The organism is Aquimarina sediminis (assembly GCF_002895435.1).
GTDB classification, from domain to species: Bacteria; Bacteroidota; Bacteroidia; order Flavobacteriales; family Flavobacteriaceae; genus Aquimarina; species Aquimarina sediminis.
The window spans coordinates 458,690-483,073 of the sequence record NZ_POYJ01000003.1 but is presented as its reverse complement, the minus strand read 5'-3'; the positions used below and the strand labels follow the sequence as shown (position 1 = coordinate 483,073).

The following is a 24,384-nucleotide window of genomic DNA, read 5'->3' as shown; positions in this document are numbered from 1 at the left end:
TTTTTTTAAACATTTATACAAGTAATATTATCCTAATCAGCCTATCTTTGCCTCATACCTATAAAAATTATTTTGCAGTGACTAAAGAAGACCTCAATTCAAAACTAAGACTATCAAAAGAAGAAATGCAGCAATATGGCTATAAGATCATAGACCATATTGTAGATCATTTTGAAACTCAAAGCTCAAAGAAACCAGTCACAATTGCCTCTAGAGAAGAAATGGACTCGTTACTAACAGAACAGATCCCTAACGATCCGGCTCCGGCTAATGAAGTTTTGGATTTTGTAATGGATCAAATCATTCCTAATAGCAATATTGTTTCTCACCCAAAATCTTATTCTTTTGTACCTGGTCCAAGCAACTATATAAGTGCTATGGCAGACACAATTGCAACAGGATTTAATATATTTTCTGGAGGATGGGCTGCTTCTCCTGCAGCTGCAGAGCTAGAAATTGTAGTAATGCATTGGTTGCTCAAGATTTTTGGGTTTCCGACGAAAAAGGGAGGTGGTATATTTACTAGTGGTGGCTCTATGGCTAACCTTACTGCATTAGTAACTGCCAGAAGAATAAAATGTGGGCAAGATTTTTCTAAAGCTGTAATTTATCTATCCGATCAGGCACACTCTTCAAACATAAAAGCAATCAAGGTAATTGGCTTTAAAAAAGAGCAAATTCGTCTTATCCCTACAGATCTTGAGTTTAAAGTAGGACTAAATAAGCTAAAAAATGTAATTGCCAAAGATCGCCTCGAAGGTCTACAGCCTTTTTGTATAATTGCATCTGCAGGAACTACAAATACCGGAACTGTAGATCCAATGGATGAAATTGCAGACATATGCCAAGAAGAAAACCTATGGATGCATGTAGATGGAGCTTATGGCGGAGCATCAATTCTAACCAACAAAGGGAAAAAGCTTTTAAAAGGAATCGAACGAGCAGATTCCTTAACGGTAGACCCCCATAAGTGGTTTTTTCAGCCATACGAAATTGGATGTTTATTAGTTAAGGATCATAATTGGCTAAGTAGTACTTTTAGTGAAAAACCAGAATACCTCAGAGACATAGAGGGTAATGAATCTGAAATAAATTTTTATGATCACGGTATCCAGTTAACTCGTCGTTTTAGAGCTTTAAAGTTCTATATGTCTCTAAAAACATTTGGTCTTTCATCTTTTAAGAAAGCTATACAATATAACATAGACCTTGCTGAGCAAACTGAAAAAATCTTAAGAAAAAGTACGTATTGGGAAATTACATCTCCTGCAACGCTTGCTATTATAAATTTTAGATATCACCCCATCGGGAAAGATCTTTCTGAAAAAGAACTAGACCATATTAATCAGAACATCTCTAAAAAAATTGTTGCATCCAGAGAAGCTCTATTAGTAACTACTGTTTTACAAGGACAGGTTGTATTAAGAATGTGCCTTATAAACCCACGAACAACAATTGAAGATATTAAAGACACCTTGCAACAATGCGAACTGTACGGCAAAGAAGAATTAGAAATATTACAAAAATAAATACGAATTAAAGTATTGATATACTAACGACATATCCTTCATTATTTCTAACATTAAAAACTGTATTATCTTCAAAAATAAGATACTGTCCTTTGATTCCTTTAAGAACACCTGAGTACTCAGGTGTTTTTTCTAGATTAAGGCTTTTTAATTTATTAGGATATTGAATTACCGGAAAACGAAGCTGAGTCTCTTTTCCGTTTTCAATAAAATACTCTTTTACCTCTTCAGGAATAAAATCCTTAAGCTTGTTTTTATATTCGATTAGGTTTTCGTCAACTATTTCATTTTTAAGCATAGTACGCCAGTTAGTCTTATCTGCAACCTTTTCTTTTAACGCTACCTCTGTAATACCTGCCAAATAACGATTAGGAACCTCAACAACCTCTATAGCCTCATGTGCTCCCTGATCTATCCATCGTGTAGGCACTTGAGATTTTCGAGTTACGCCCACCTTAACATTACTTGAATTTGCCAAATATACTATATGAGGTTGGAGCTGTGCTTTCTTTTCAAATTCTAAATCCCTGTCTTCAATATCCAAATGTGCGGTACTTAGTTCTGGTCGCATTACCCAATCCCCTACTTGAGGTTGATTGTAAAAATCATCATAGCAATATCCCTGTCTGAATATTTTTTTATTCTCACCACAAGCAAGACATTGATACTCTACAAATTCTATCCTTATTCTTTTGTTTAATAGCTGATTCATTTGTATAAAATCAGACTCAAAAATTAAATAGTACTGAATAGGATCTCCTATTTCTGTCTGCATCTTTGTAAGTACTCCTTGATATTGCATATTATTTTTTTATATAATAATCTAATCAGTAGAATGTGATTATTTTTAGTATTTTAGTTTTTAATTGTCAACAGCCAAAATAATGTACACCGGTTCTGTTATAAAATAGGGGTCAAAATAAAGTTATTTTTTTCATTTTTAGCATACTATTATTTCTTACCAGTATCTTTATTATTAAAGAAAGAGAATTGAAAAAATAAACAAGCAGACTTACCTTACCTTATGACAAATTATGGCAACCCATTATTTGTGCCTAAATATACATCAAAAAAATGCCAATCCCCTTAGTAAATTCAATAGCCAGCTGGTTCTTAAAAAAACGCTTTCATCAAATGGAACTTTTTCTTAAATACCCAAATGAGGTTCAGCTAGAATTACTACATGTGCTATTAGACACAGCTAGAAACACTGAGGTTGGAAAAAATTATGATTTTGCAACTATCAGCAATTATGAAACCTTTAAAGAACGAATCCCAATCAGATCTTATGAAGAATATGAATCTATGATTGAAAGAAGTCGTTTGGGAGAACATAATATTTTTTGGCCTACTCCTATCAAATGGTTCGCCAAATCCAGTGGCACTACAAGCGCAAAGAGCAAGTTTATACCCGTAAGCGAAGAATCACTGGAAAATTGCCATTTTGCGGCAGGCAAAGATCTTTTATGTATGTACCTCAATAACAATGAAGACTCAAAACTTTTTACAGGAAAAAGTCTTCGATTGGGCGGAAGTAAAGAATTGTATAAAGAAAACGGAACCTCTTTTGGAGATCTATCCGCTATAATAATAGATAATATGCCATTTTGGGCGGAGTTTAGCTCTACACCAAATAACGAAATCTCTTTAATGAGTGATTGGGAGTATAAAATGAAAGCTATTGTTAACGAAACTATTCAGGAAAATGTAACAAGCCTAGCAGGTGTTCCTTCCTGGATGTTGGTATTGCTTAATCAAGTACTCGAAACCACAGGAAATGAAAATCTTTTTGAAATCTGGAATAACCTTGAAGTATATTTTCATGGGGGAGTAAATTTTAATCCGTATAGAGATCAATACAACAAGATTTTACCTCGAGATTCCTTTAAATATTACGAAATATATAACGCTTCTGAAGGTTTTTTTGCTATACAAGACCTTAATAATTCTTCAGAATTATTATTAATGCTCGATTATGGCATATTCTATGAGTTTATCCCTATGGATTCTTATGGCAGCAATGATGAAAAGGTAATCCCATTAAGCGAAGTAGAAGTCAATAAAAACTATGCTGTTATTATAACCACCAATGCTGGTTTATGGCGTTACAAAATTGGGGATACTGTACGTTTTACATCCATAAACCCATATAGGATTAAGGTATCTGGCAGAACTAAACACCATATTAATGTTTTTGGTGAAGAGCTTATCATCGAAAATGCCGAAGAAGCTTTAAGAAAAACCACCAATGCCACAAATAGCGAGATAATTGATTACACTGTGGCTCCAATTTTTATGAAAGGAAGAGAAAAAGGAGCACATGAATGGATTATTGAATTCAAAAAAGCCCCAGAAAGTATTAAAGAATTCACACATATTCTGGATCAAAACCTACAACAAGTCAATAGTGATTATGAAGCAAAACGGTATAATGACACAACACTTAACATTCTTCAAATACAAGAAGCCAGACCCAATTTGTTTTATGATTGGCTGAAAAAAAATGACAAACTTGGGGGACAACATAAGGTTCCAAGGTTATCTAATACCAGAACATATATCGAAGAACTGCTCCAATTAAATAAAATTGGCACTTATTCTTCTAATTAGAACGATAAACACTTTTGCATAATTTGACTTTTTAAGGCAAAAAACGAAGTAATAAACTGATTTTTTTACGGTTAAACCGTAAAAAAATTATGTAAGAAATACCTTTTTTCGTAAGATATCTAGTATTTCATCGTTCAAAAAAAGCGTTTGATCTAAAAAATATAAAATCATTTTTTAGCCTCTACTTTTCATATTAAATTTGTTACCAGTTAGTTACAAACATGACAAAGCCCCATAATATGAAAACTACGATATCTTGCATAATCTTATTATTTCTAGCTACAGGAATTAGTGCACAAGAAATCAAAACCACAAATCAAATAGATGAAATAGCAGTCGTAACAGAAAAGACTATCGCTACTACTTCTACAACCAAGGCTTTAACAACTGAAAATACAATAGAGGATGATATGTGCTATAGTGAGATATCAAAAGTAACATTTTATGAAGCTTTGATTCGTCAAAATGACTTACAACAAGTACATCCTAAAAACAATAAACTTGTAGTAAAAACTACAGAAAATTTGATTACCAGCAAAAAAAACAGAATATCATATTCTGAATAGAAGAAGTAAAGTAAGCGTTCGGTAAATCGCATCTTATATAACATTCTTCCAGTTTCTAGTTTTGCGATATGCAAAAAGAAAAGACCTAAAGAAAGAAAGAGATAAACTCTATTCTCAGGAACTGGCGAAAAAAAAATCTTTGAGTTTAAAATCACACAGAGAAAAACATGGTATCAATTATGATATTATAAAATACTGGAACAGGCAATATAGCCTTGATTTTCCAGAACCTAAGAAAACAGTTTCAAAAAAAGGAACTTGTTTTTAATTCCAGTAGAAGTTTCAGAACCTATAAAAGAAGAAATTGTTTTCAAAAAGGAACCCATTAAGATCCATTATCCTAATGGTCTTTTCTACAATACCCTTCTGATATCTGCAAAAAAGAACCAAAAATCCTAATCACCCTTTTCTGATGTTTGGGCATACTACGACTCACAGGTTTTATTTGTACAGTAAGTCAGCTGATATGAGAAAAAGGTTCAGTGCTCTTTGTAGTTTGACACAAAACGATCTATCCTCCTCTTCTACAGATGGTTATGTATATTTTTTCCAATAAAACCCGTGATAAAGTAAAGTTAATTCATTAGAGTGGTAATAGTTTTATTATGTATTACAAGCGATTAGAGTCTTGTATTTTTGAGATTCCCTATTATGATCAGCAAAGAGGAAGTATTTCTTTAAGTTACTCCTAGTAGGCAAAAAAAGTGTACCAACAGAATTAGTACAAGAGTATAATGGCACAATTCAAACCGATGATGGATATTCTGGGTATGTAAACCTAAGTACAAAAGGCAACATTACGCCATTCGTTTGTATGGCACATGCCAAAAGATATTATAAAAAAGCACTGAATGGGGATGCATTCAGTGCCAGTTACCTATTGGAGTATATTCAAAAGCTATATACTATTATTGGTCGCTAAACGCTACAATTAGAAAGAAGAATGTTTAGAAACACGATTCATTAGGAACTTGGGTTAACACCAAGCTCTATTTTATCTTTTAGTAGCGTTTAGAAAAAGTCTATTGTTAGTCAAGATATACACTACCAATCACACCACCTCTATCTCGACACCAGCGTTCACCACCACGGTCTACTGAGTCTTCTGATTCTGCAGGTGCACTAAATGATTCTCCATTACCACAAATTACTAAACCATGCCCACCTGCATTGATTTTTGATAATAATTCCTTGTCAATTTTATACTTAGAAAAGTTTTTTAAATACATAAAATGTAATTTTAAAATGTTATTGAATAATTATTTAATTATAAGTAGTTAACATCGAACTTTTTCCCCAATAATTTATATTAACTGTTTGTTTCCGGAATTTATAAGTTAATATAATTATTTTGCTTATTTAAAGTTAAGCAATGTTAACACCTACGCCTTGATAAATTAATATATATGATAAACCTTTTTATAATCAACAACTACTAATTGATTGAGATTAGAACTGGGTGCAGAACCTTTATAACAGGTTTCTGATCTATGATCACATATCCGTGCCCCACCAACTATTTTTTTGTTGATCTTTACTTAACGTTTTTCCGAAATCTAAAATCGATTTTTCCATCATATATATTAATAATTTGATACTACAATATATTTAGTGTCGTCTGTTGTTTTACGACTAAAACTTATATGTATCCACCTTGTAGAAGATGGTGTGAATGTATACCTGTATTGAGTAATTTTGAGAGCTAATTTATTTATAAAGGGTAAGTTTTTTAAGGTGCTCTGGTTAGCATTTATAAATTTTACCTTATCGATTTATAAATTTTAACCTTCGTTTTTATAATTAGGTTCTTTTTTGTAATTGCCCGGATAACTGCTTTTTTGAAGTTTTTTATTCTTTGTAAGTTTGTTCATTAAATATACATATCCTTTTTTAATCTACTTATATATGAAATGGATTGGTTTATTTATAACATTAATATTCTATATCCCTTCATTACACGCAACATTCCAATTACAAACCGAACAGAAAATTGTTGATACAGATTCATTTGAGTTTAAGGTAATATTAAAATACTGGTATATAATTTGACCAAAAGTAGATATCAATCCAGAACTCGTGTTTCTCATAGCTATATCAATACAATACAACAAAAGAGGGATTAATAACATCAATAAAAACATTTTGCCCCATCTAGTGATTTCTTGTTTTGCACTTACGCCAAATTGAATAGCAGCAAAAAGTTGTATTAGGACTAAAAAAAGGAAAGCAAAAGAAATATCAAATGGGACCGAAAATAATTCTAGGAATACGAATACGGAATAAACATATTAGCTTATTAACCCAAAAAAACACCTTAATAGTATTAAGGTGTTTTTTTGGGTTAATAAGATCTCTAGTTAAAAAACAAAGATCTGATATTTTAAGGATTACGAAACAGCCTTAAGTTTTTTAATTGTGAACTTATTTAGCTTCTTTTCGGCGTAGTCTTTTGTTACTCTAAACTCTGTCTCAGAACTTTCTGGCATTTCATACATCGCATCCGTAAGAATTGCTTCACAAAGCGATCTAAGTCCTCTGGCACCTAATTTATACTCCATTGCTCTTTCTACAATATACTCTAATGCACCATCAGTAATAGAGAAAGCAATATTATCCATTTCAAACAGTTTTTTATACTGTTTTATGATAGCATTCTTAGGAGATGTAAGTATTGACCTCAAGGTATCTGCATCCAAAGGGTTCATATACGAAAGTACTGGAAGTCGACCTATTATCTCAGGGATCAATCCAAAATCCTTTAAATCTCTCGGGATAATATATTGAAGCAAATTATCTTTTTCTATAACATCTTCACTTTTAGAAGCACTATATCCAACAGCTTGCATATTGAGTCGCTTTTGAATAATTTTTTCGATACCATCAAACGCTCCTCCTGCAATAAAAAGAATATTCTCTGTGTCTACTTCAATAAACTTCTGATCAGGGTGCTTACGACCTCCTTTTGGCGGAACATTTACTACCGTACCTTCTAATAGCTTAAGCAGTGCCTGTTGGACACCTTCTCCAGAAACATCTCTGGTTATACTTGGATTATCGCTTTTACGAGCTATTTTATCTATCTCATCGATAAACACAATACCTCTTTGCGCCTTTTCTAGATTATAGTCTGCTGCTTGTAACAATCGAGTAAGAATACTCTCTACATCTTCTCCTACATAACCCGCTTCGGTAAGCACAGTTGCATCAACAATAGCTAGAGGAACATTAAGCATCTTAGCAATAGTTTTTGCCATCAATGTTTTACCTGTCCCTGTTTGCCCAACCATAACGATATTACTTTTCTGAATCTCAATATCATCTTCCGTTTTTGGTTGTAGTAAACGTTTATAATGATTATATACTGCTACAGACATTATTTTTTTTGTAAACTCTTGCCCAATAACATAATCATCCAAAAATTTCTTGATAGCCATTGGTTTACGCAGCATTAACTCACTACTAAGCTCTCCTGTTTCTTCATCTTTAGCTTCTTCAACAACAATCCCATGCGCCTGTACAATACAACGGTCACAAATATGAGCATCTAATCCCGCAATAAGTAGGTTTGTCTCAGGCTTTTTTCTCCCACAAAAAGAGCATTCTAAATCTTCCTTGGCCATAGTTATTTAATTTCAATTTCATAAAAATCTTCCTTGTTCTTTATCTACAACAAGAAAAATCATATCATTCTCTAGTCAAAATTTCATCAATCATCCCGTATTCAAGTGCTTTATCAGCTTTCATCCAATAATCTCTATCACTATCCTCGTATACTTTATCGTAGGTTTGCCCAGAATGTTTGGCTATAATTTTATATAATTCTTCTTTTAGTATCAAAATCTCGCGAGCCGTAATTTCGATATCACTTGCCTGCCCTTGCGCTCCTCCTAATGGTTGATGAATCATCACTCTACTATGAGGCAATGCAGAACGTTTCCCTTTTTCTCCAGCACATAACAACACAGCTCCCATAGAAGCAGCCATACCAGTACATATAGTTGCTACATTTGGTTTTATAAATTGCATAGTGTCGTAGATACCCAATCCTGCATAAACACTCCCTCCAGGAGAGTTAAGATAAATCTGAATATCTTTTGAAGAATCTACACTTTCAAGAAACAACAACTGAGCCTGAACAATATTAGCAACCTGATCATTGATCCCAGTTCCTAAAAATATAATGCGATCCATCATTAATCGTGAGAAAACATCAAAAATGGCAACATTCAATTGACGTTCTTCTATAATATTCGGAGTAAGCCCAACCGGATACATACTACTAATAATCTGATTATAATAATTACTATTAATACCCTGATGCTTTGTAGCGTATTTTTCGAATTCTTTTGCGTAATCCATATCTTTATTTTCTGAATTTTTATTGATAAAAAAAGCGTTAACCTAAAGATAGTTTAACGCCCTAAATATAAGTATAAATTCCTTAGAAAATTACAACATTAATTATTTGTAAACTTCTTTTATGAATTCATCAAAGCTAACCTCTTTTACCTTTAGCTTTGCATTTTCTTTATAATAATTAAGCAATTTTTTGCTCATTAATTGTTCAGAAATCCTTTTTACCTCATCCTGATTTGATAATATCCTCGCAGCAATATCTTCCAGCTCTTTATCTTCTGGAGAGTTTTGCCCAAATTGAGCCATTTGACCCTTGATCAAATCTTTAGCAAAATCTTTTAATTCATCAAAAGTTACCTGAAGGTTATTATCATTAATTATTTTACCTTCTATCAATTGATAGCGTAATCCTTTTTCACTTTTTTCATACTCGTCCTTTGCCTCATCTTCTGTCAAAGGTTGTTCTCCAGTAGCACGAATCCATTTTTTTAGAAATTCGATAGGAAGATCAAAATTAGTGTTTTCTAGTACGTTCTCGGTGATATCGTTCAGCAATTGCTGCTCTGATTGTTGCTCGAACTGGCGCTCAGCATCTTCTTTAATCTTCTCTTTAAGATCAGAAACTGTTTTTATAACTCCAGGTCCATATAATTTATCAAACAACTCTTGATCTAAATCTGCTAGTTCTTGAGTATTTACTTCTGTTACAGTAAAAGTCACTTCTATATTAAGATCTTGCGCATCATCATTGCTAATCTTTAAAGCACTAACTAAATCATGATCATCATTAAACAATCCTTTTGTCTTTAGAGTGATAACATCTCCAACCTTAGCTCCTATAAATTTATCAAGATTCTTCTTCCCTTTAATTTTATCTAAAGAAACAGTAAATGGATTATCGATTTCTTTTTCTTCGTTAACAAAAGATCCTGCTATCAAATCATCCTTTTCGGCAACATCCTTAGGAATAAGCTTACCATATTGTTTTTGGATAGTTTTGATTTGATTATCAATCATCTCATCATTGGCTACAATCTTATAATGAGTGATTGCTTTTTTACCGTTAAGTTTAACTTCAAATTTTGGTGCCAATCCAAGCTCAAATTCGAAAGAGTAATCATCTGTATCCCAGTCAAAATTTTCTTGTTCTTTTGGCAAAGGATTACCAAGAACATCTAATTTTTCTTCTGTAAGATACTTATTTAATGCATCTTGTAACAGTTTGTTAACCTCATCCACCAAAACAGCTTTTCCATATTGCTTTTTTACCAGCCCCATAGGAACATGACCTTTTCTAAAACCTGGAATGTTAGCATTTTTGCGATAATCGCTAAGGATTTTATCAACCTTATCACTATAATCTTCTTTAGTGATATCAACGGTTACTACTGCATTTAATTCGTCTAATTGCTCTTTTGAAATATTCATTATCTCTGCGTTTACTACTAAAAATTGGGTTGCAAAAGTAATACTTTTTTATATCACAACAAATTTTTAACTCCTTGAAAAACAGCAAGCGTTACATTAATTTTTATCTTTCTTCAAAATAGAATGCAGTATCGATTGAAATATAGACAACAATATACTAAAGATCAGTGCCCACAACCAGCCATCTACGCTAAATCCAGCTATAAAATAATCAGCAAGTAAAATTATTGCCGAGTTGATAACTAAAAGAAATAACCCCAAAGTAACTATTGTAGCGGGTAAGGTCAAAACAATAAGAAGAGGTTTTACAATTGCATTTAAAATTGCCAAAACAACAGCAACAATTAAAGCACTCATATAATTATCCACTCCTACTCCCGGAAGAATTTTAGCCAAAATAAGTACTGCTACAGCACTTAAGACAAGTTTAAGTAAAAAGTTCATAACTCAAATATAATCTTTATCTTAATCAATAAAAAAAACCTACTGAAAAACAGCAGGTCTTTTTATTACATATATTTTACTCTTTTTAGTTCACTTCATTACTAGCAGTAACCGTACCATAATCTCCTGGATTAACTTTTGGAAATTTTGCTCCATAAGTTTCCTCTAAGGCTTCTAATATCGCATTGGCAGCCAAAGCATGCCCTCTAGGGGTTGGATGAATCCCATCTAAAGAAAATCCACCTCCAGATGCAAATGTTGAAGTTACCACCCCTCCATCAAAAGGAATACCTCCTCCTGCTACACGAGACAATAAGGCTTTTGCACTCACAAACGCCAATCCATTAGCACTTGCAATAGCTCTGATTGTGGCATTATAAGAACTCTGAGCATTAGAAATTGCTGTTTGCTCAGATGGGACCAACACATATTGATCTTCTAATGGCAGAGTAACTCCTTTTACAGATAATTGTCCTGCCATTTCTTGAGACACCCCTAAACCAACTAATTCTGCCACTCTATCCGTATCCAACTGTCCAATAACACTTGAACTTGTAAGCACTAATAAATCAGAAGAAGTTGCCTGTCTAGCTTGCCCATATTGAGCAGCTACAACAGGAGCCAAAGGACCAAAAACTGGAGTAATTGCAACAGTTAAATCTGCCGTTATATCTATTAATGACTCATCTTTAACAACTACTGGACTAGCTGTAGTAGTAGAAAACTCTATAGATCGCTCAGGAACTCCCAGAGCTGCAAATGCCAAATTTAATTGACCATAAGTAGCATTTAGAGTTGGTATCTGAGGTCCAAAATTAGGATCTAACGGACTTAATGGTGCATGTGGTACCGTAGTAAAGAAAGGTGCAGAAGTTATATCCGGAATATCAAGCAGAATTCCTTCTGTTTCACCTGCAACAAGCGCTGTCACCAAATCATTATAAATAGATGCAAACACATTATTATTAGTAATGTCATTTGATCCATATGTAGAAGGATCTAAATTACCTGTTTCATTATGATCCTCTCCAACACCTCCAGAAGTGGCATAACTAAGAATATCGTTATTACCTATCCACAAGCTAAAGAAAGAAGGTTTTTGATCCAGAGCATCTTTAATCACAGTAGTTTCTGAGGAAGATGCAAATCTAGCAAAATAAGGATTTGCTGCTCCTAGTGCTACTCCTGCAGCATTACCATATCCCGGAGCAACCAAATGATAACTCTTAGCCCCAGGCACTCCCATATTATTAAAAGAACTTGCAAGATTTGTTGCAAAACTAGTTGAAGGCGAGCCTCCTGTGTACCTAGCAGGTCCTACCGGGGTACCATCATCTTCAAAAACCAAAACAAATCTTGAAGGAAAAGTAACCGGATCATCACTAAAGCCACCTACATTATCCGCCATTAACGGTTGTGTAAACTCTCCTCCTCCGGCTAAAGCAAATTGTTCAGACAAAATATTCGGATAAGAATTTTCCTGCCCTGTTATATACAAAGCCCCATCTGCAAAACCAGCAGTAAGAGAATTCCCTAAAGCCACATAGTTACTTAAATCTAGATCCCCACTCGTGTAAACTCCAGACTCTTCAATAGGATTATCAAATTCAGACTCACAAGCCACTAATCCCAAGGCGAGAATGGCTATATATTTTATATTTTTCTTAATCATCTTTTATTACAATTTATAGGTTAAACCAAGTCCAGGTGCAATAATGCTCGACTTATATGTTCCTCCAAAAGGAACATTCTGACCATTCTCCTGATAGAAATCATAAGACGCATCAACCTCTTCAAATCTTAGATAAAAGAAAGAAGCATCAATAGCTAACTTTGGCGAGATCGCAAAACTTACCCCTCCAGTATACCCATCAGAATCATTACGTGGTGTTTCGGGAGCAAAAAAGCCTTCTTGTACTGGCGACTCATCTCTATAATACCCAGCTCTAAGTGTAATTTTTTCGGTTGCCTGATATTGTAACCCAAAACGATACACCGAAGAATCCTGATAATTACGAGGATTTACAGAATCAGGACCAGTTGGTGTGCTTGCAAAATCGATATCCAACGATTTGTACACTCCCCAAAATTGTCTATTATAATCAAATGCAAATAACCACTTTTGATACTCATAAGAAAGCCCAACGGTAAGTTCTGCTGGTAAAGGCAATTTTGCATCAAAAGAAGTAGAACCATTTGTAAGCCCGACTGCTGGAGAATTAGGAACATTAGCAAATGTAGCATCTCCTCCTTCAACTTCCATAATAATCTTACTACGGTAATTAAACCCTAAACGGAAGTTTTTGGTAGGATTAAACATAGCTCCTACACTCCATCCCCAGTTACTAACACCAGAATCGTCTATTGTTACGTTAGAGCGATTCCCTTCAATATCAGAAAGTGTCCTATTTAGATTACGATTAAAATTCACCGAACCTCTAACATATATCGGACCTCCACCTACACTAAAATGTTCTGAAAGTTTAAAAGAAACTACAGGTTGCACATAGATAGCAGCAAGCTCAATTTCATTCACCAAATGTGATCCTGCCCAATCGGTAGGCCATCTCACTTCACTACCATATGGAGTATATACTCCAAGACCAACGGACATCCAATCATTCACCTTATAAGAACCATACAAATTAAGAGGAGTTCCCATCGAGCTATCTGTCTCTGCAGCTACACCAAATTCTTCGTTCTGGTAAATTACATCCGAAAAAATACCAGTAACACCAACACTCACGTTTAATTTATTTTCCAGATATACAAGACCTGCAGGATTAAAGAACACAAGTTCTGCACTATTAACTACAGCCACTCCTGTATGTCCCATAGCTATCGCCCTCTGCCCTTGCACACTAACTCTATATCCACCTGCATAGGTGACCGTAGCCACCAAGACGAATAGAACTAATAATAAAAGTTTTCTCATAATTAATTTAGAATTGTTTGTTATTTTAGGATTTTGAAAAATTGATTTTCCAAATTTAATGGAAAATACCAATTATACAACGAAATCATCAAAATATTATGCATACATAGCATTTTTTATTTATTTTTTGACAAATCCTAACACTTCTATTAAAAATTCCTTCGGATTCTCGGCATGTAACCAGTGTCCAGCACCAGAAATCTCTTTGATTTTGGAATTATAAAACTGTCTTTTAATCCTTACTTCATCATCCTGCATTATATAATTTGATCGTTCACCTTTAAGAAAAAGTGTATTTCCTTCATATGTATTTTCTTCGGAAAGTTCTACTCCAATTTCGCCTGAATTTCTGATCAAAGCTTCTAAATTCATTCGCAATCCTAACACCCCTTTTTCTTTCCAATAAAGGTTCTTAAGAAGAAACATTCTTACTCCTTGATCCGGCACATATACGCTTAATTCTTTATCGACCTCGCCTCTGGATTTTAACACCTCAAAATCTAGAGCCTCTAATCCATCCAAGATATCCTGATGATGTAAAGGATAGTACTTAGGCCCGATATCAGCCACAATCATACGATCCACTAATTGAGGGTATTTTACAGCAAAAAGCATTACTGTTTTACCCCCCATAGAATGCCCTAGGAGATGAACATTCTCTAATTCATGCTCTTCACAATACATTTTTAAATCATCAGTCATCACATTATAACTAAACTCACTACTATGAGGACTCCTTCCATGATTACGTTGATCGATCAAATGAACTTGAAATCCCTTTTCTGAGATTTTTTTGCCCAAAGTCTTCCAGTTATCTCCCATTCCCAAAAAGCCATGAAGAATCAGAAAAGGTTTTCCTTCTCCAAATACATTTGCATATAGTTTCATATCAATCTATCTATTTAAGTCGATGTAAATACATATCAACTACATTCTCTAATCCAAGATATATAGACTCACTAATCAAAGCATGACCAATGGACACTTCCATAAGTCCAGGAATATTTTCTTTAAAAAATTTTATATTATCCAAAGAAAGATCATGCCCTGCATTAACTCCTAGTCCCAAATCATTTGCTAGCTGGGCACAGGATGAATACGGCTGAATTGCATTAAGATTTCCTTTAGCATATTCTGAAGCAAACTGCTCGGTATACAATTCAATTCTATCCGTACCTGTTTCTGCAGCACCTTCAATCATATCTACAACAGGATCTACAAATATTGAAGTCCTAATGTTGTTTCTTTTACATTCTGATATTACTTCTTTTAAAAAAGCTTTATGTTTTCTGGTATCCCATCCTGCATTACTTGTAATAGCATCTTCTGCATCGGGAACCAGTGTTACCTGTGTAGGTTTAACTGCAGCTACTAGTTCTAAAAACTTAGGTATTGGATTTCCTTCTATATTATACTCTGTAGTTACAACTGATTTTAGGTCATATGCATCCTGATATCGTATATGTCTTTGATCTGGCCTAGGATGTATTGTTATCCCTTGCCCTCCAAAATCCTGAATATCACTAGCTACTTGTACCAAATTAGGAGTATCCCCTCCTCTGGAGTTACGCAAAGTCGCAATTTTATTAACGTTAACACTTAACTTTGTCATGGTTTTTGATGTCTTTAACTAAAAAAGCAAAAATACAAAGTTGAGAACGCCTTGATTGCATATTTTTTGATTATTTTGCATAATATAGTTCCCCATAGATTATGAAAACGAGTTTATATATAGTTAACGAAATAGAACCTCTTGATATATCAGTAAAAGTTACTGATGCCCAATTATTATTTAATGAGCTTACCTACACTCATTTTCCTGTTATAAAAGAGAACATCTATTTAGGATGCATAGCTGAAGCTGATATCAGATGTTTTGAAACCGACAAAACTTTAGACGCTTATCAATACGCTCTCGAAGGCTTCTATGCCAGAAAACATGACAATTGGCTAGATATTCTTGAATCTTATGCCAAAAATAATTCTAACATCATGCCTGTGCTTGATGATGAAAACAGGTACATAGGTTTTTTTGAGCTTGGTGATATCATTTCTCTTTTTAATGAAACCCCATTCCTTAGCGAACCAGGTAATATTTTAATAGTAGAAAAAGGCATATTAGACTACTCTTTTAGTGAAATTGCTCAAATCGTAGAATCTAACAATGCGAAGTTACTAGGACTATTTATTTCAAATATGGAAAACGATGTAGCCCAAATAACTCTAAAAATTAGCGATAGTGATATTAACAATATCGTTCAGACATTTAGAAGATATAGCTATAATATTGTATCTAAACATCACGAAGATACATTTTTGACAAATCTTAAAGAAAGGTCGCAATATTTAGCAAAATATCTAAATATCTAAGATAATATACAAAATCAGTTACTAACACAAATCAAATTATAATGAAGATCGGTATCTACGGTCAGTTCTATCATAAAAATTCTGGAATCTATATTCAGCAGTTACTGGAAACTCTTGATGAAAACGGTGTAGAAGTTGTGATTGAAAAGAACTTTCTAGAATTAATTAACCTCCATGATGAGATAGATAAAACATATTCTCATTTTAGCACGTTTGAAGAGCTAGATACATCTTATGACCTTTTTTTTAGTATTGGAGGTGATGGTACAATCCTAAAAACAATTACATATGTGAGAGATTTAGGAATTCCAATTGCAGGAATCAATACCGGGAGACTTGGTTTTTTGGCTACAATTCAGAAAGAAGAAATCAAAGATAGTATAGCGCTTATTCTGAATAAGAAGTTTTACATTTCTTCAAGAAGTCTTGTTACTGTAGAAACTCTACCTGAAACTAATGAATTTGGAGTATTAAACTTTGCCATGAATGAAATTGCTGTAAGCCGTAGAAATACCACTTCTATGATTACAGTGGATACCAAACTAAACAATGAGTTTCTTACTACATACTGGGCAGACGGTTTAATTGTTTCGACCCCTACCGGTTCTACAGGATATTCGTTGAGCTGTGGCGGTCCTGTTATGATGCCAGATGCAGAAAACATGGTTCTCACCCCTATCGCTCCACACAACCTTAACGCAAGACCTCTTGTTATTCCGGATAATCAAGAAATAGAATTACAGGTTTCTGGAAGGGAGGACACTTATTTAGTATCTTTAGATTCTAGAATACACACTTTACCTAACGAAACTACGGTCGTTATAAAAAAAGCTCCTTTCAAAATCAACATGGTTGTTCTACAAGATGAAAGCTTTCAAAAAACCTTACGTAAAAAGATGCTTTGGGGAGAAGATAAACGCAACTGAACAATAAAATGACCTAAAAAGTGTTTTTTATTCATACTATTTTGCACAAATTCTTGTGTACTAAAGTTAATTGTTATATTTGCAAACTTTTGAAAATCTATGAGATACTTAGCATCACTAATAATTGTTGTGTTTTTTATACAACCAGTCACGTCACAAACATACGAAGTAGGTTTGATGATCGGAGGAGCTAACTACATAGGGGATGTAGGGTCTACATACTACATTTCACCCAATGATATTGCTATTGGTGCTATAGGAAAATGGAACCGAAGTAAACGACATGCATTTAGAGCCTCTTTTTTGTATGCAGAACTCAATAGCAATGACAGCAAAGGAGACGATAGAAGAAAACAAAGAGGGTTAAGTTTCAATAATTCTGTAAAAGAAATATCCTTAGGAATGGAATTTAACTTTTGGGATTGGTATCTTTACGACGGAGAATCCCAATTTACCCCATATCTATATTCAGGAATCACCACATTTAATTATGGCGCTCAAGCAATTGATGCTAATAATCAAATTGATGCATATAGTGACAAATGGAGTTTTGCGATCCCTATGGTTTTAGGAATCAAGCAAACATTAGGTAGAAATTTTGTGATTGGAGCAGAAATAGGCGCTCGATATACATTCACAGACAACATAGACGGTAGTGATCCTGACGAAAGATTCGGTACAGGATTTGGTAATTTAAACAACAATGACTGGTATGTATTTACTGGTATAACTATATCTTATACCTGGGGTAGAATACCCTGTTATTGTGCTTTCTAAAAATGATTGATAAAAAACAATTAAATTCTAATATCCCTCAACATGTTGCCATTATTATGGATGGCAATGGCAGATGGGCTAAAAAGAAAGGGCTATTCAGAGCAGTTGGTCACGAAAACGGAAGTAAAGCTGTCCGCGAAGTTGTGGAAAGCTGTGCAGAAATAGGTGTCAAACATCTTACGCTGTATGCTTTTTCTACAGAAAACTGGAATCGACCTAAACTTGAAGTAGATACTTTAATGAAGCTTTTGGTAAACTCGTTAAAAAAAGAAATCAAAACACTTCAGGAAAATAATATTCGGTTAAATGCTATTGGAAATCTACAATCTCTCCCCGAAAAAGCAAGGAAAGAACTTTCGGAAGTCATAGAAAAGACTAAATCTAATAGTCGTATGACCCTTACATTAGCCCTAAGCTATGGAAGTCGTGAAGAGCTTGTAAAAACTATTACAGAAATAAGTATTAAAGTTAAAAATGGTGTAATTTCGCCACATCTTATAAATGAATCAGTCATTAATGAGCATTTGTACACAAAAGACTTGCCAGATGTGGATTTATTGATACGTACCAGTGGGGAACAACGTATCAGTAATTTTCTATTATGGCAGATTGCGTATGCAGAATTATATTTTACAGAAATTTTATGGCCGGATTTCAAAAAAGCCGATTTATTTGAGGCCGTATTCAATTATCAAAAAAGAGAAAGAAGATTTGGAAAAACTAGTGAGCAGCTCAGTTAAAGAAATGACAAAAAAATTACCTATTGCGTATTTTGCATTACTCGCCTTATTAATATCAACAACTTCACTTACCGCACAAAATATACCTGGTGCTAACGGGAAACAATATAGTATTGGGGATATTAAAGTTACCGGGACGACAAGTTATAATGAGAATACCGTAATTACTTTTACTGGTCTTAAAAAAGGAGAACGTATTTTTCTTCCTGGAGATAGAATAAGCAAAGTGATCAAAAAATTATGGGATCTTGAACTATTTAGTGATATCAACATATACATCAGTAATGTAGAAGGGGATGTCGCTGATCTAGAAATTAATATCAAGGAAGTACCAGAGCTAAACGAAGCTCGTGTTCAAGGGATAAAAAAGCGTAAAGCTGAAGAGCTAATTAAAGATAACGGCTTGACTAAAGGAGCAAAAGTTACCGAAAACCTTATCACAACAACGCGTAACTTTATAACCAATAAATACAAAAAAGATGGCTTCTTAAACACCAAAGTTGTTGTTAACACTACTCCCGTAAAGGACACAGTGGCAAGCAACAAAGTAAACATGGTGGTTCGTATCGACAGAGGAGATCGAGTAAAAGTAGATCAGATTAATGTAGAAGGAAACGAGCAGCTTACTGATGCCAAGGTGCGTAGTGCAATGAAAAACACAAAACGCAAAAAACCTTTAAGATTCTGGAAAAGATCAAAATACATTAGAGCAGATTATGAAGAGGATAAAGATAATATCATTACCAAATACAAAGAAAAAGGGTACAGAGATGCCCGTATTATCTCTGATAGCCTTATAGTAGAAGATAACAATAGCGTATCACTAAACCTTACTATAGAAGAAGGGAAAAGATATTATTTTGGTAATATAGAATTCTTAGGAAATAGTGTATATACCGACCGACAATTAGCGCGACAATTAGTAATAAAAAAGGGAGATGTATATAATGGCGTTCTTCTGGAAAAGCAAGTTTCTGACAATAGCAAACCAGATGCAGATGACCTTACCAATTTATACCAAAATAATGGATATTTATTTTCATCTATCGACCCTGTAGAAACTAAAGTATACAATGACACTATAGATTTTGAAATCAGAATTAGAGAAGGAAAATTAACTCATTTTGATCACATTACCATTTCTGGTAACGACAAAACAAATGACCATGTAGTCTACAGAATACTTAGAACAAAACCCGGTCAGCGATACAGTAAAGAACTTGTTGTAAGAACGGTTAGAGAACTGGGACAATTAGGATTTTTTGATCCAGAGCAGCTAGAACCTCAATTTCAAAACGCAAACCCTCAAGCAGGTACTATTGACATTAATTATCCTTTGGTAGAAAAAGGATCTAGCCAAATAGAACTCCAAGGTGGTTTTGGTGGTGGTGGTTTTGTAGGAACCCTAGGATTAGCATTCAGCAATTTTTCTATTCGCAACATCTTTAACAAAGAATCGTACAGCCCTCTACCAATGGGAGATGGTCAAACATTAAGAATTAGAGCGCAAGCAAGTAGATCTTTCCAAACATACAGCCTTTCTTTTGTTGAACCTTGGCTTGGAGGAAAAAGACCTTATCAACTCTCTACTTCTTTCTCTCATCAAATTCAATATCTATTTAATGGAAGAACAAGAGATGTAAACAAAGACAGTAAATTCCTTATTACAGGAGGATCAATCGGTATTGCCAAGCGATTAAACTGGCCAGATAACTATTTTACATTATCACAAGCCATAAGCATAAGGCATTACAACCTTAAAAATTACAACACTCGATTGTTTACTTTTGGAAATGGATCTTCTAATGATTTATCCTATACCATTGGTCTAAATAGAAACAACACCACAATAAACCCTATTTTCCCTACAGGAGGATCAGAGTTTAACATCGTTGCTAAACTCTCTGTACCCTACTCTCTTTTTGATGGGGTAGACTATGGTGCTTTAGCAGATGAAAGAGATGCTCTTGAAGCAGAAAACCTTTCATTAAGAAATAGTACTGACACCCAAGATGTTAGAACTAGAGGACAAAACCAAGTAAGAATTGGAGAAATTGATCAGGAGCGTTTTAAATGGTTAGAATATTATAAAATTAAATTTGATGGTTCTTGGTACACAAGCTTAGTGAACATAGGAAAAAAGCCTTTAGTTCTAAAAACAAAAGCAGAATACGGATTTTTAGGAGCCTATAATAGCGACAGAGGGGATATTCCTTTCGAGCGTTTTTTCTTAGGAGGTACTCAACTAGGAGGAGGTAGCCTTGACGGAAGAGAAATTATAGCCCTAAGAGGATACCCAGATAGATCTATAAGACCTCAAAGCATTGATCCAAATGATAATTCTGGTGCAGATGGGGCAACAATTTATAACAAATATTCGTTAGAACTTCGTTATCCTATAACATTAAAACCAGCAGCATCAATTTATATGTTAGGGTTTTTAGAGGGTGGAGCTTCTTATAATAGCTTTAAGAGATTTAACCCATTTCAATTAAGTCGTTCTGCTGGCGCAGGTTTACGTATCTTTATGCCAGCTTTTGGATTACTTGGTATAGATTTTGGGTATGGTTTTGATCCTATTCCGGGAACAAATCAGGCAAATGGATGGGAAACCCACTTTATCATAGGACAACAGTTTTAGTTTTTGGCACGATTATTTCAACTATATACACAAATTATGAAAACAAAGGGTCTTTTACTAGTTGCAGCAGTCAGTTGGCTATTTTTCTCAAATGCAGTACACGCACAGAAAGGTATCAGAATTGGCTATATAGATATGGGATATATTCTGGAAAATGTTCCAGAATATAATGAAGCTTCTTCTGAGCTCGAAACCAAAGTACAAAAATGGAAAGTAGAAATAGAAGCTGAACTCAAAGATGTCGAAGAAATGCGAAAAGACCTCAACAATGAGAGAGTTTTACTAACTAAAGAGTTGATTGAAGAAAGAGAAGAAGACATTTTTTTTAAAGAAAAAGAAATATTAGAATATCAACAAAAACGATTCGGTCCTAATGGAGATCTGTTTATTCAGAAAAAAAGGCTAGTACAGCCAGTACAGGATCAGGTTTTTGTTGCAGTTCAAGAAATTGCTAAAAACAAAAAATACGATTTTGTATTTGACAAATCAGCAGACTTAGTAATGCTATATTCTGCCGATCGTTTTGACATAAGTGACCAAGTATTACTTAGAATAAATAGAGCTTCTAAAAGAAAGCAACTAAATAGTAAGAAAGAGAAAAAAGCTCTCGAGAGAAACGAAAAAAGAAACGTTGAACAAGAAAGAGAAGTTACTGATAGAGAAAGAGAAACTCAAAAAAGATTATCAGATCGGGAGAAACTTCTTGAAGAGCGTAAAGCTCAAAGAGACTCTATTAGAGCCGCAAAAAAGAAAGAATTCGAAGAAAGAAGAGCTAAATTATTAGAATTACAAAAAAGAAAAAGAGATTCTATTAATGACCTAAAAAAACAAAGAGAAAACTTGAAAAATGACGATTCGTCGTCCAGTTCAGATAACTAAAAAATAATACTATAAATTTATAACACATATTTAATATTACTTACAAATGAAACAATTTAGAACATTACTGATAGCTATTACTCTTATCATAGGAACCACAAGTTTTATGAATGCCCAATCTAAAGTTGCGCATATCGCTTCACAAGAGTTGGTTGAATCAATGCCCGCATTCAAAGCAGCAAAAAGTGAAATTGAAAAATTAAACAAAACCTATGACGCAGAGATCAGAAATATGATGCTAGAGCTGCAGAATACAATGAAAAAATACCAAGCTGAAGTTCAGAACAAGACTGATGAAGAAAATCTGAAAAGACAGCAAGAATTACAAGGTACTGAAAAGAGTATCAGCGATTACAGAAATAACGCAATACAAGATCTTCAGAAAAAAGAAATTGAACTAATGAAGCCTATATATGAAAAAGCTCGTCAAGCAATTCAAAAAGTTGCAAGAGCTCAAGGGTATCAATATGTTTTAGATTCTACTACTGGAACTGGAGTGATCATGGCTGACGGAAAAAACCTTATGGCAGACGTAAAAAAAGATTTAGGTATCTAATATTTCTACCTTTTAATCAATAAAAAACAAAAAAACAGTGAGCTATCTCGCTGTTTTTTTATTTTTGGGATATACTATTTTCTATTTATGAATCACCCAATTGGCATATTTGACTCTGGTGTTGGCGGCACCTCTATCTGGAAAGAAATCACCACCCTCTTACCCTATGAAAACACAGTCTTTCTGGCTGATAGTAAATATGCTCCTTATGGAAAAAGAAGCAAAGATGAGATAATCTCTTTAAGCATTAAGAACACAGAAAAATTACTAGAACTTAACTGTAAAATCATTGTTGTTGCCTGTAATACTGCCACGACGAATGCTATAAAAACACTAAGATCTACTTATGATATTCCAATCATCGGTATAGAGCCAGCTATAAAACCCGCAGCTATTCATACCAAAACAAAAAAAGTTGGTGTTCTTGCTACAAAAGGAACACTCTCTAGTCAATTATTTACAGAAACATCTGATCTCTATGCACAAAATATCGAAGTCATAGAAGTCATTGGTTCTGGACTGGTAGAACTAATTGAAGACGGCAAAATAAACTCTAAAGAGATGTACCAATTGCTTCACTCATACGTCACACCAATGATTCAAAAAAATATTGACTATCTTGTTTTAGGCTGTACCCACTACCCTTATCTAATTCCTATATTGAAAAAAATGCTCCCGGATAAAATAACCATCATTGATTCTGGAGAAGCTGTCGCGAAACAAACCAAAAATATATTAACTACAAATGATCTGTTACAATCCGACACGATAACCTTAGGAGTTCATAAACTATACACCAATGGCAATGCAAGTGTTCTTAAAGACATTTTACACAATCACGCAGTTAAACATACTGTAAACACCTTATCCTTTTAATGAGTTTCGTTTATAACAAAGCAAAACATCCCTAGCTTTTTTAAGGTGGTTTATTCACCTACTAAACATCACATTATACCAAACTAATTCTAAAAACCTTAAGAAAATGTAATAACTTTACTTCTGAATACATCAACAACTCTATTTCTTCATTCTTGAATAAGAAACCACATATTAATAATGAAACGGACACTCTATTTTACCTCTTTACTAATAGTTTTAAACAGTTGTTCACATGAAAAAAAACAATCTGAACAATCAGAAGTAATGATCTTTGATGATCCCAAAAAAATTTCAAGACGTACCAAAACGCAAAACGACTCGCAGTTTTCTATAGTAGGAAAATGGAGACTTGATTCTATCATAAACACTAATAAAGGTATTAAAGAAAATACCCAATACCCATTTGTACCTACCGAATGGATATTTACAAATAAAAATGCAATTATAGTTTCAAGACAACAACATCAACTTGATCTTATACTCGACGAGGGCAAAAAAGCTTTAGCAGGAGAAACTCCAAAACAAGAAACAAGAGGAAGATATACCCAAAAAAGGAATGAACTGGTAATTTCTCTTTTACCCGGCAAAACATATTACATTTTAAAAAAAAATGACACTACGTTACAATTACGATCACAAAGAATTCAAATTTCAGAAAACGATAAAGATAAATTCGCTCTGCAGTGCTTCACTTTAACAAATGAATAAAATAAGGGTAATATTATTTAGTCTTACAAAAAACCACTTG

22 protein-coding genes and 1 pseudogene are annotated in these 24,384 nt (G+C 33.9%); 13 read left to right on the top strand and 10 right to left on the bottom strand.

The window, feature by feature from the left end; all coding sequences use genetic code 11:
• The first annotated feature begins 125 nt into the window (after positions 1 to 125).
• Positions 126 to 1,529: a pyridoxal phosphate-dependent decarboxylase family protein gene (locus tag C1X07_RS10640; RefSeq protein ID WP_103070018.1), complete on the top strand. Its 1,404-nt coding sequence runs from the start codon at positions 126 to 128 to the stop codon at positions 1,527 to 1,529.
• Between the two features lie 7 nt (positions 1,530 to 1,536).
• On the opposite strand, the gene C1X07_RS10635 is transcribed toward C1X07_RS10640, so the two are convergent.
• On the bottom strand, positions 1,537 to 2,331 hold the full coding sequence (locus tag C1X07_RS10635; protein ID WP_103069986.1) for a DUF2797 domain-containing protein: 795 nt from the start codon (positions 2,329 to 2,331) through the stop codon (positions 1,537 to 1,539).
• Positions 2,332 to 2,603: 272 nt separating this feature from the next.
• Here C1X07_RS10635 and C1X07_RS10630 point away from each other — a divergent pair, with 272 nt between their 5' ends.
• The 3 genes and pseudogenes from C1X07_RS10630 to C1X07_RS25475 all read left to right on the top strand — a co-directional run.
• Positions 2,604 to 4,139: a GH3 auxin-responsive promoter family protein gene (locus C1X07_RS10630; RefSeq protein ID WP_103069985.1), complete on the top strand. Its 1,536-nt coding sequence runs from the start codon at positions 2,604 to 2,606 to the stop codon at positions 4,137 to 4,139.
• A gap of 239 nt (positions 4,140 to 4,378) precedes the next feature.
• Positions 4,379 to 4,705, top strand: a complete 327-nt coding sequence (locus C1X07_RS10625) for a hypothetical protein (RefSeq protein ID WP_128755242.1) — start codon at positions 4,379 to 4,381, stop codon at positions 4,703 to 4,705.
• A 709-nt stretch (positions 4,706 to 5,414) separates the two neighbouring features.
• A pseudogene (locus tag C1X07_RS25475) lies at positions 5,415 to 5,627 on the top strand (IS66 family transposase); the annotation flags it as partial.
• Between the two features lie 106 nt (positions 5,628 to 5,733).
• Here the strand turns inward: C1X07_RS25475 and C1X07_RS10610 are convergent.
• The 9 genes from C1X07_RS10610 to C1X07_RS10570 form a co-directional block, all read right to left on the bottom strand.
• Complete coding sequence (locus C1X07_RS10610) at positions 5,734 to 5,934, bottom strand: hypothetical protein (protein ID WP_103069981.1); 201 nt, start codon at positions 5,932 to 5,934, stop codon at positions 5,734 to 5,736.
• A gap of 1,158 nt (positions 5,935 to 7,092) precedes the next feature.
• Positions 7,093 to 8,325 (bottom strand): ATP-dependent Clp protease ATP-binding subunit ClpX, encoded by a 1,233-nt coding sequence (gene clpX / locus C1X07_RS10605; protein ID WP_103069980.1) that lies wholly within the window; start codon positions 8,323 to 8,325, stop codon positions 7,093 to 7,095.
• Between the two features lie 64 nt (positions 8,326 to 8,389).
• Positions 8,390 to 9,064 carry an ATP-dependent Clp endopeptidase proteolytic subunit ClpP gene (gene clpP / locus C1X07_RS10600; protein WP_103069979.1) on the bottom strand — a complete coding sequence of 225 codons (675 nt, stop codon included), beginning with the start codon at positions 9,062 to 9,064 and terminating at the stop codon, positions 8,390 to 8,392.
• A 102-nt stretch (positions 9,065 to 9,166) separates the two neighbouring features.
• Positions 9,167 to 10,489, bottom strand: a complete 1,323-nt coding sequence (gene tig, locus C1X07_RS10595; protein WP_103069978.1) for a trigger factor — start codon at positions 10,487 to 10,489, stop codon at positions 9,167 to 9,169.
• 96 nt (positions 10,490 to 10,585) lie between these two features.
• Positions 10,586 to 10,933: a phage holin family protein gene (locus tag C1X07_RS10590; RefSeq protein WP_103069977.1), complete on the bottom strand. Its 348-nt coding sequence runs from the start codon at positions 10,931 to 10,933 to the stop codon at positions 10,586 to 10,588.
• An 85-nt stretch (positions 10,934 to 11,018) separates the two neighbouring features.
• Complete coding sequence (locus C1X07_RS10585) at positions 11,019 to 12,605, bottom strand: G-D-S-L family lipolytic protein (RefSeq protein ID WP_241507231.1); 1,587 nt, start codon at positions 12,603 to 12,605, stop codon at positions 11,019 to 11,021.
• A gap of 6 nt (positions 12,606 to 12,611) precedes the next feature.
• On the bottom strand, positions 12,612 to 13,868 hold the full coding sequence (locus C1X07_RS10580; protein WP_103070016.1) for an OmpP1/FadL family transporter: 1,257 nt from the start codon (positions 13,866 to 13,868) through the stop codon (positions 12,612 to 12,614).
• A gap of 120 nt (positions 13,869 to 13,988) precedes the next feature.
• Positions 13,989 to 14,756 carry an alpha/beta fold hydrolase gene (locus tag C1X07_RS10575; protein ID WP_103069976.1) on the bottom strand — a complete coding sequence of 256 codons (768 nt, stop codon included), beginning with the start codon at positions 14,754 to 14,756 and terminating at the stop codon, positions 13,989 to 13,991.
• A 10-nt stretch (positions 14,757 to 14,766) separates the two neighbouring features.
• Positions 14,767 to 15,480 (bottom strand): pyridoxine 5'-phosphate synthase, encoded by a 714-nt coding sequence (locus tag C1X07_RS10570; RefSeq protein ID WP_103069975.1) that lies wholly within the window; start codon positions 15,478 to 15,480, stop codon positions 14,767 to 14,769.
• A 101-nt stretch (positions 15,481 to 15,581) separates the two neighbouring features.
• Here C1X07_RS10570 and C1X07_RS10565 point away from each other — a divergent pair, with 101 nt between their 5' ends.
• The 9 genes from C1X07_RS10565 to C1X07_RS10525 all read left to right on the top strand — a co-directional run bounded on the left by C1X07_RS10565 (position 15,582) and on the right by C1X07_RS10525 (position 24,344).
• A complete protein-coding gene (locus C1X07_RS10565) occupies positions 15,582 to 16,238 on the top strand; it encodes a CBS domain-containing protein (protein WP_103069974.1) in 657 nt (218 codons plus the stop codon).
• Positions 16,239 to 16,279: 41 nt separating this feature from the next.
• Positions 16,280 to 17,164: an NAD kinase gene (locus C1X07_RS10560; RefSeq protein WP_103069973.1), complete on the top strand. Its 885-nt coding sequence runs from the start codon at positions 16,280 to 16,282 to the stop codon at positions 17,162 to 17,164.
• A gap of 99 nt (positions 17,165 to 17,263) precedes the next feature.
• On the top strand, positions 17,264 to 17,941 hold the full coding sequence (gene porG, locus C1X07_RS10555) for a type IX secretion system protein PorG (protein ID WP_103069972.1): 678 nt from the start codon (positions 17,264 to 17,266) through the stop codon (positions 17,939 to 17,941).
• A gap of 2 nt (positions 17,942 to 17,943) precedes the next feature.
• A complete protein-coding gene (locus tag C1X07_RS10550; protein WP_103069971.1) occupies positions 17,944 to 18,681 on the top strand; it encodes an isoprenyl transferase in 738 nt (245 codons plus the stop codon).
• Between the two features lie 4 nt (positions 18,682 to 18,685).
• Entirely contained in the window at positions 18,686 to 21,322 is a 2,637-nt protein-coding gene (gene bamA, locus C1X07_RS10545; RefSeq protein WP_206604227.1) for an outer membrane protein assembly factor BamA, read from the top strand.
• Between the two features lie 36 nt (positions 21,323 to 21,358).
• Positions 21,359 to 22,201 (top strand): OmpH family outer membrane protein, encoded by an 843-nt coding sequence (locus C1X07_RS10540; protein ID WP_103069969.1) that lies wholly within the window; start codon positions 21,359 to 21,361, stop codon positions 22,199 to 22,201.
• A gap of 46 nt (positions 22,202 to 22,247) precedes the next feature.
• Positions 22,248 to 22,757, top strand: a complete 510-nt coding sequence (locus C1X07_RS10535; protein ID WP_103069968.1) for an OmpH family outer membrane protein — start codon at positions 22,248 to 22,250, stop codon at positions 22,755 to 22,757.
• An 87-nt stretch (positions 22,758 to 22,844) separates the two neighbouring features.
• Positions 22,845 to 23,633 carry a glutamate racemase gene (murI, locus tag C1X07_RS10530; protein WP_103069967.1) on the top strand — a complete coding sequence of 263 codons (789 nt, stop codon included), beginning with the start codon at positions 22,845 to 22,847 and terminating at the stop codon, positions 23,631 to 23,633.
• A 180-nt stretch (positions 23,634 to 23,813) separates the two neighbouring features.
• Positions 23,814 to 24,344 (top strand): hypothetical protein, encoded by a 531-nt coding sequence (locus C1X07_RS10525; protein ID WP_103069966.1) that lies wholly within the window; start codon positions 23,814 to 23,816, stop codon positions 24,342 to 24,344.
• Positions 24,345 to 24,384: the final 40 nt, after the last annotated feature.

Bases quoted from the DNA above. Each gene is read 5' to 3' on its own strand.
- tig (WP_103069978.1), bottom strand. From the start codon at position 10,489: ATGAATATTTCAAAAGAGCAATTAGACGAATTAAATGCAGTAGTAACC.
- C1X07_RS10540 (WP_103069969.1), top strand. From the start codon at position 21,359: ATGAAAACAAAGGGTCTTTTACTAGTTGCAGCAGTCAGTTGGCTATTT.
- C1X07_RS10560 (WP_103069973.1), top strand. From the start codon at position 16,280: ATGAAGATCGGTATCTACGGTCAGTTCTATCATAAAAATTCTGGAATC.
- C1X07_RS10610 (WP_103069981.1), bottom strand. From the start codon at position 5,934: ATGTATTTAAAAAACTTTTCTAAGTATAAAATTGACAAGGAATTATTA.
- C1X07_RS10640 (WP_103070018.1), top strand. From the start codon at position 126: ATGCAGCAATATGGCTATAAGATCATAGACCATATTGTAGATCATTTT.
- C1X07_RS10635 (WP_103069986.1), bottom strand. From the start codon at position 2,331: ATGCAATATCAAGGAGTACTTACAAAGATGCAGACAGAAATAGGAGAT.
- C1X07_RS10575 (WP_103069976.1), bottom strand. From the start codon at position 14,756: ATGAAACTATATGCAAATGTATTTGGAGAAGGAAAACCTTTTCTGATT.
- bamA (WP_206604227.1), top strand. From the start codon at position 18,686: ATGACAAAAAAATTACCTATTGCGTATTTTGCATTACTCGCCTTATTA.
- C1X07_RS10585 (WP_241507231.1), bottom strand. From the start codon at position 12,605: ATGATTAAGAAAAATATAAAATATATAGCCATTCTCGCCTTGGGATTA.
- C1X07_RS10535 (WP_103069968.1), top strand. From the start codon at position 22,248: ATGAAACAATTTAGAACATTACTGATAGCTATTACTCTTATCATAGGA.
- C1X07_RS10625 (WP_128755242.1), top strand. From the start codon at position 4,379: ATGAAAACTACGATATCTTGCATAATCTTATTATTTCTAGCTACAGGA.
- C1X07_RS10630 (WP_103069985.1), top strand. From the start codon at position 2,604: ATGCCAATCCCCTTAGTAAATTCAATAGCCAGCTGGTTCTTAAAAAAA.
- C1X07_RS10525 (WP_103069966.1), top strand. From the start codon at position 23,814: ATGAAACGGACACTCTATTTTACCTCTTTACTAATAGTTTTAAACAGT.
- clpP (WP_103069979.1), bottom strand. From the start codon at position 9,064: ATGGATTACGCAAAAGAATTCGAAAAATACGCTACAAAGCATCAGGGT.
- porG (WP_103069972.1), top strand. From the start codon at position 17,264: ATGAGATACTTAGCATCACTAATAATTGTTGTGTTTTTTATACAACCA.
- C1X07_RS10590 (WP_103069977.1), bottom strand. From the start codon at position 10,933: ATGAACTTTTTACTTAAACTTGTCTTAAGTGCTGTAGCAGTACTTATT.
- C1X07_RS10570 (WP_103069975.1), bottom strand. From the start codon at position 15,480: ATGACAAAGTTAAGTGTTAACGTTAATAAAATTGCGACTTTGCGTAAC.
- C1X07_RS10565 (WP_103069974.1), top strand. From the start codon at position 15,582: ATGAAAACGAGTTTATATATAGTTAACGAAATAGAACCTCTTGATATA.
- clpX (WP_103069980.1), bottom strand. From the start codon at position 8,325: ATGGCCAAGGAAGATTTAGAATGCTCTTTTTGTGGGAGAAAAAAGCCT.
- C1X07_RS10550 (WP_103069971.1), top strand. From the start codon at position 17,944: ATGATTGATAAAAAACAATTAAATTCTAATATCCCTCAACATGTTGCC.
- C1X07_RS10580 (WP_103070016.1), bottom strand. From the start codon at position 13,868: ATGAGAAAACTTTTATTATTAGTTCTATTCGTCTTGGTGGCTACGGTC.
- murI (WP_103069967.1), top strand. From the start codon at position 22,845: ATGAATCACCCAATTGGCATATTTGACTCTGGTGTTGGCGGCACCTCT.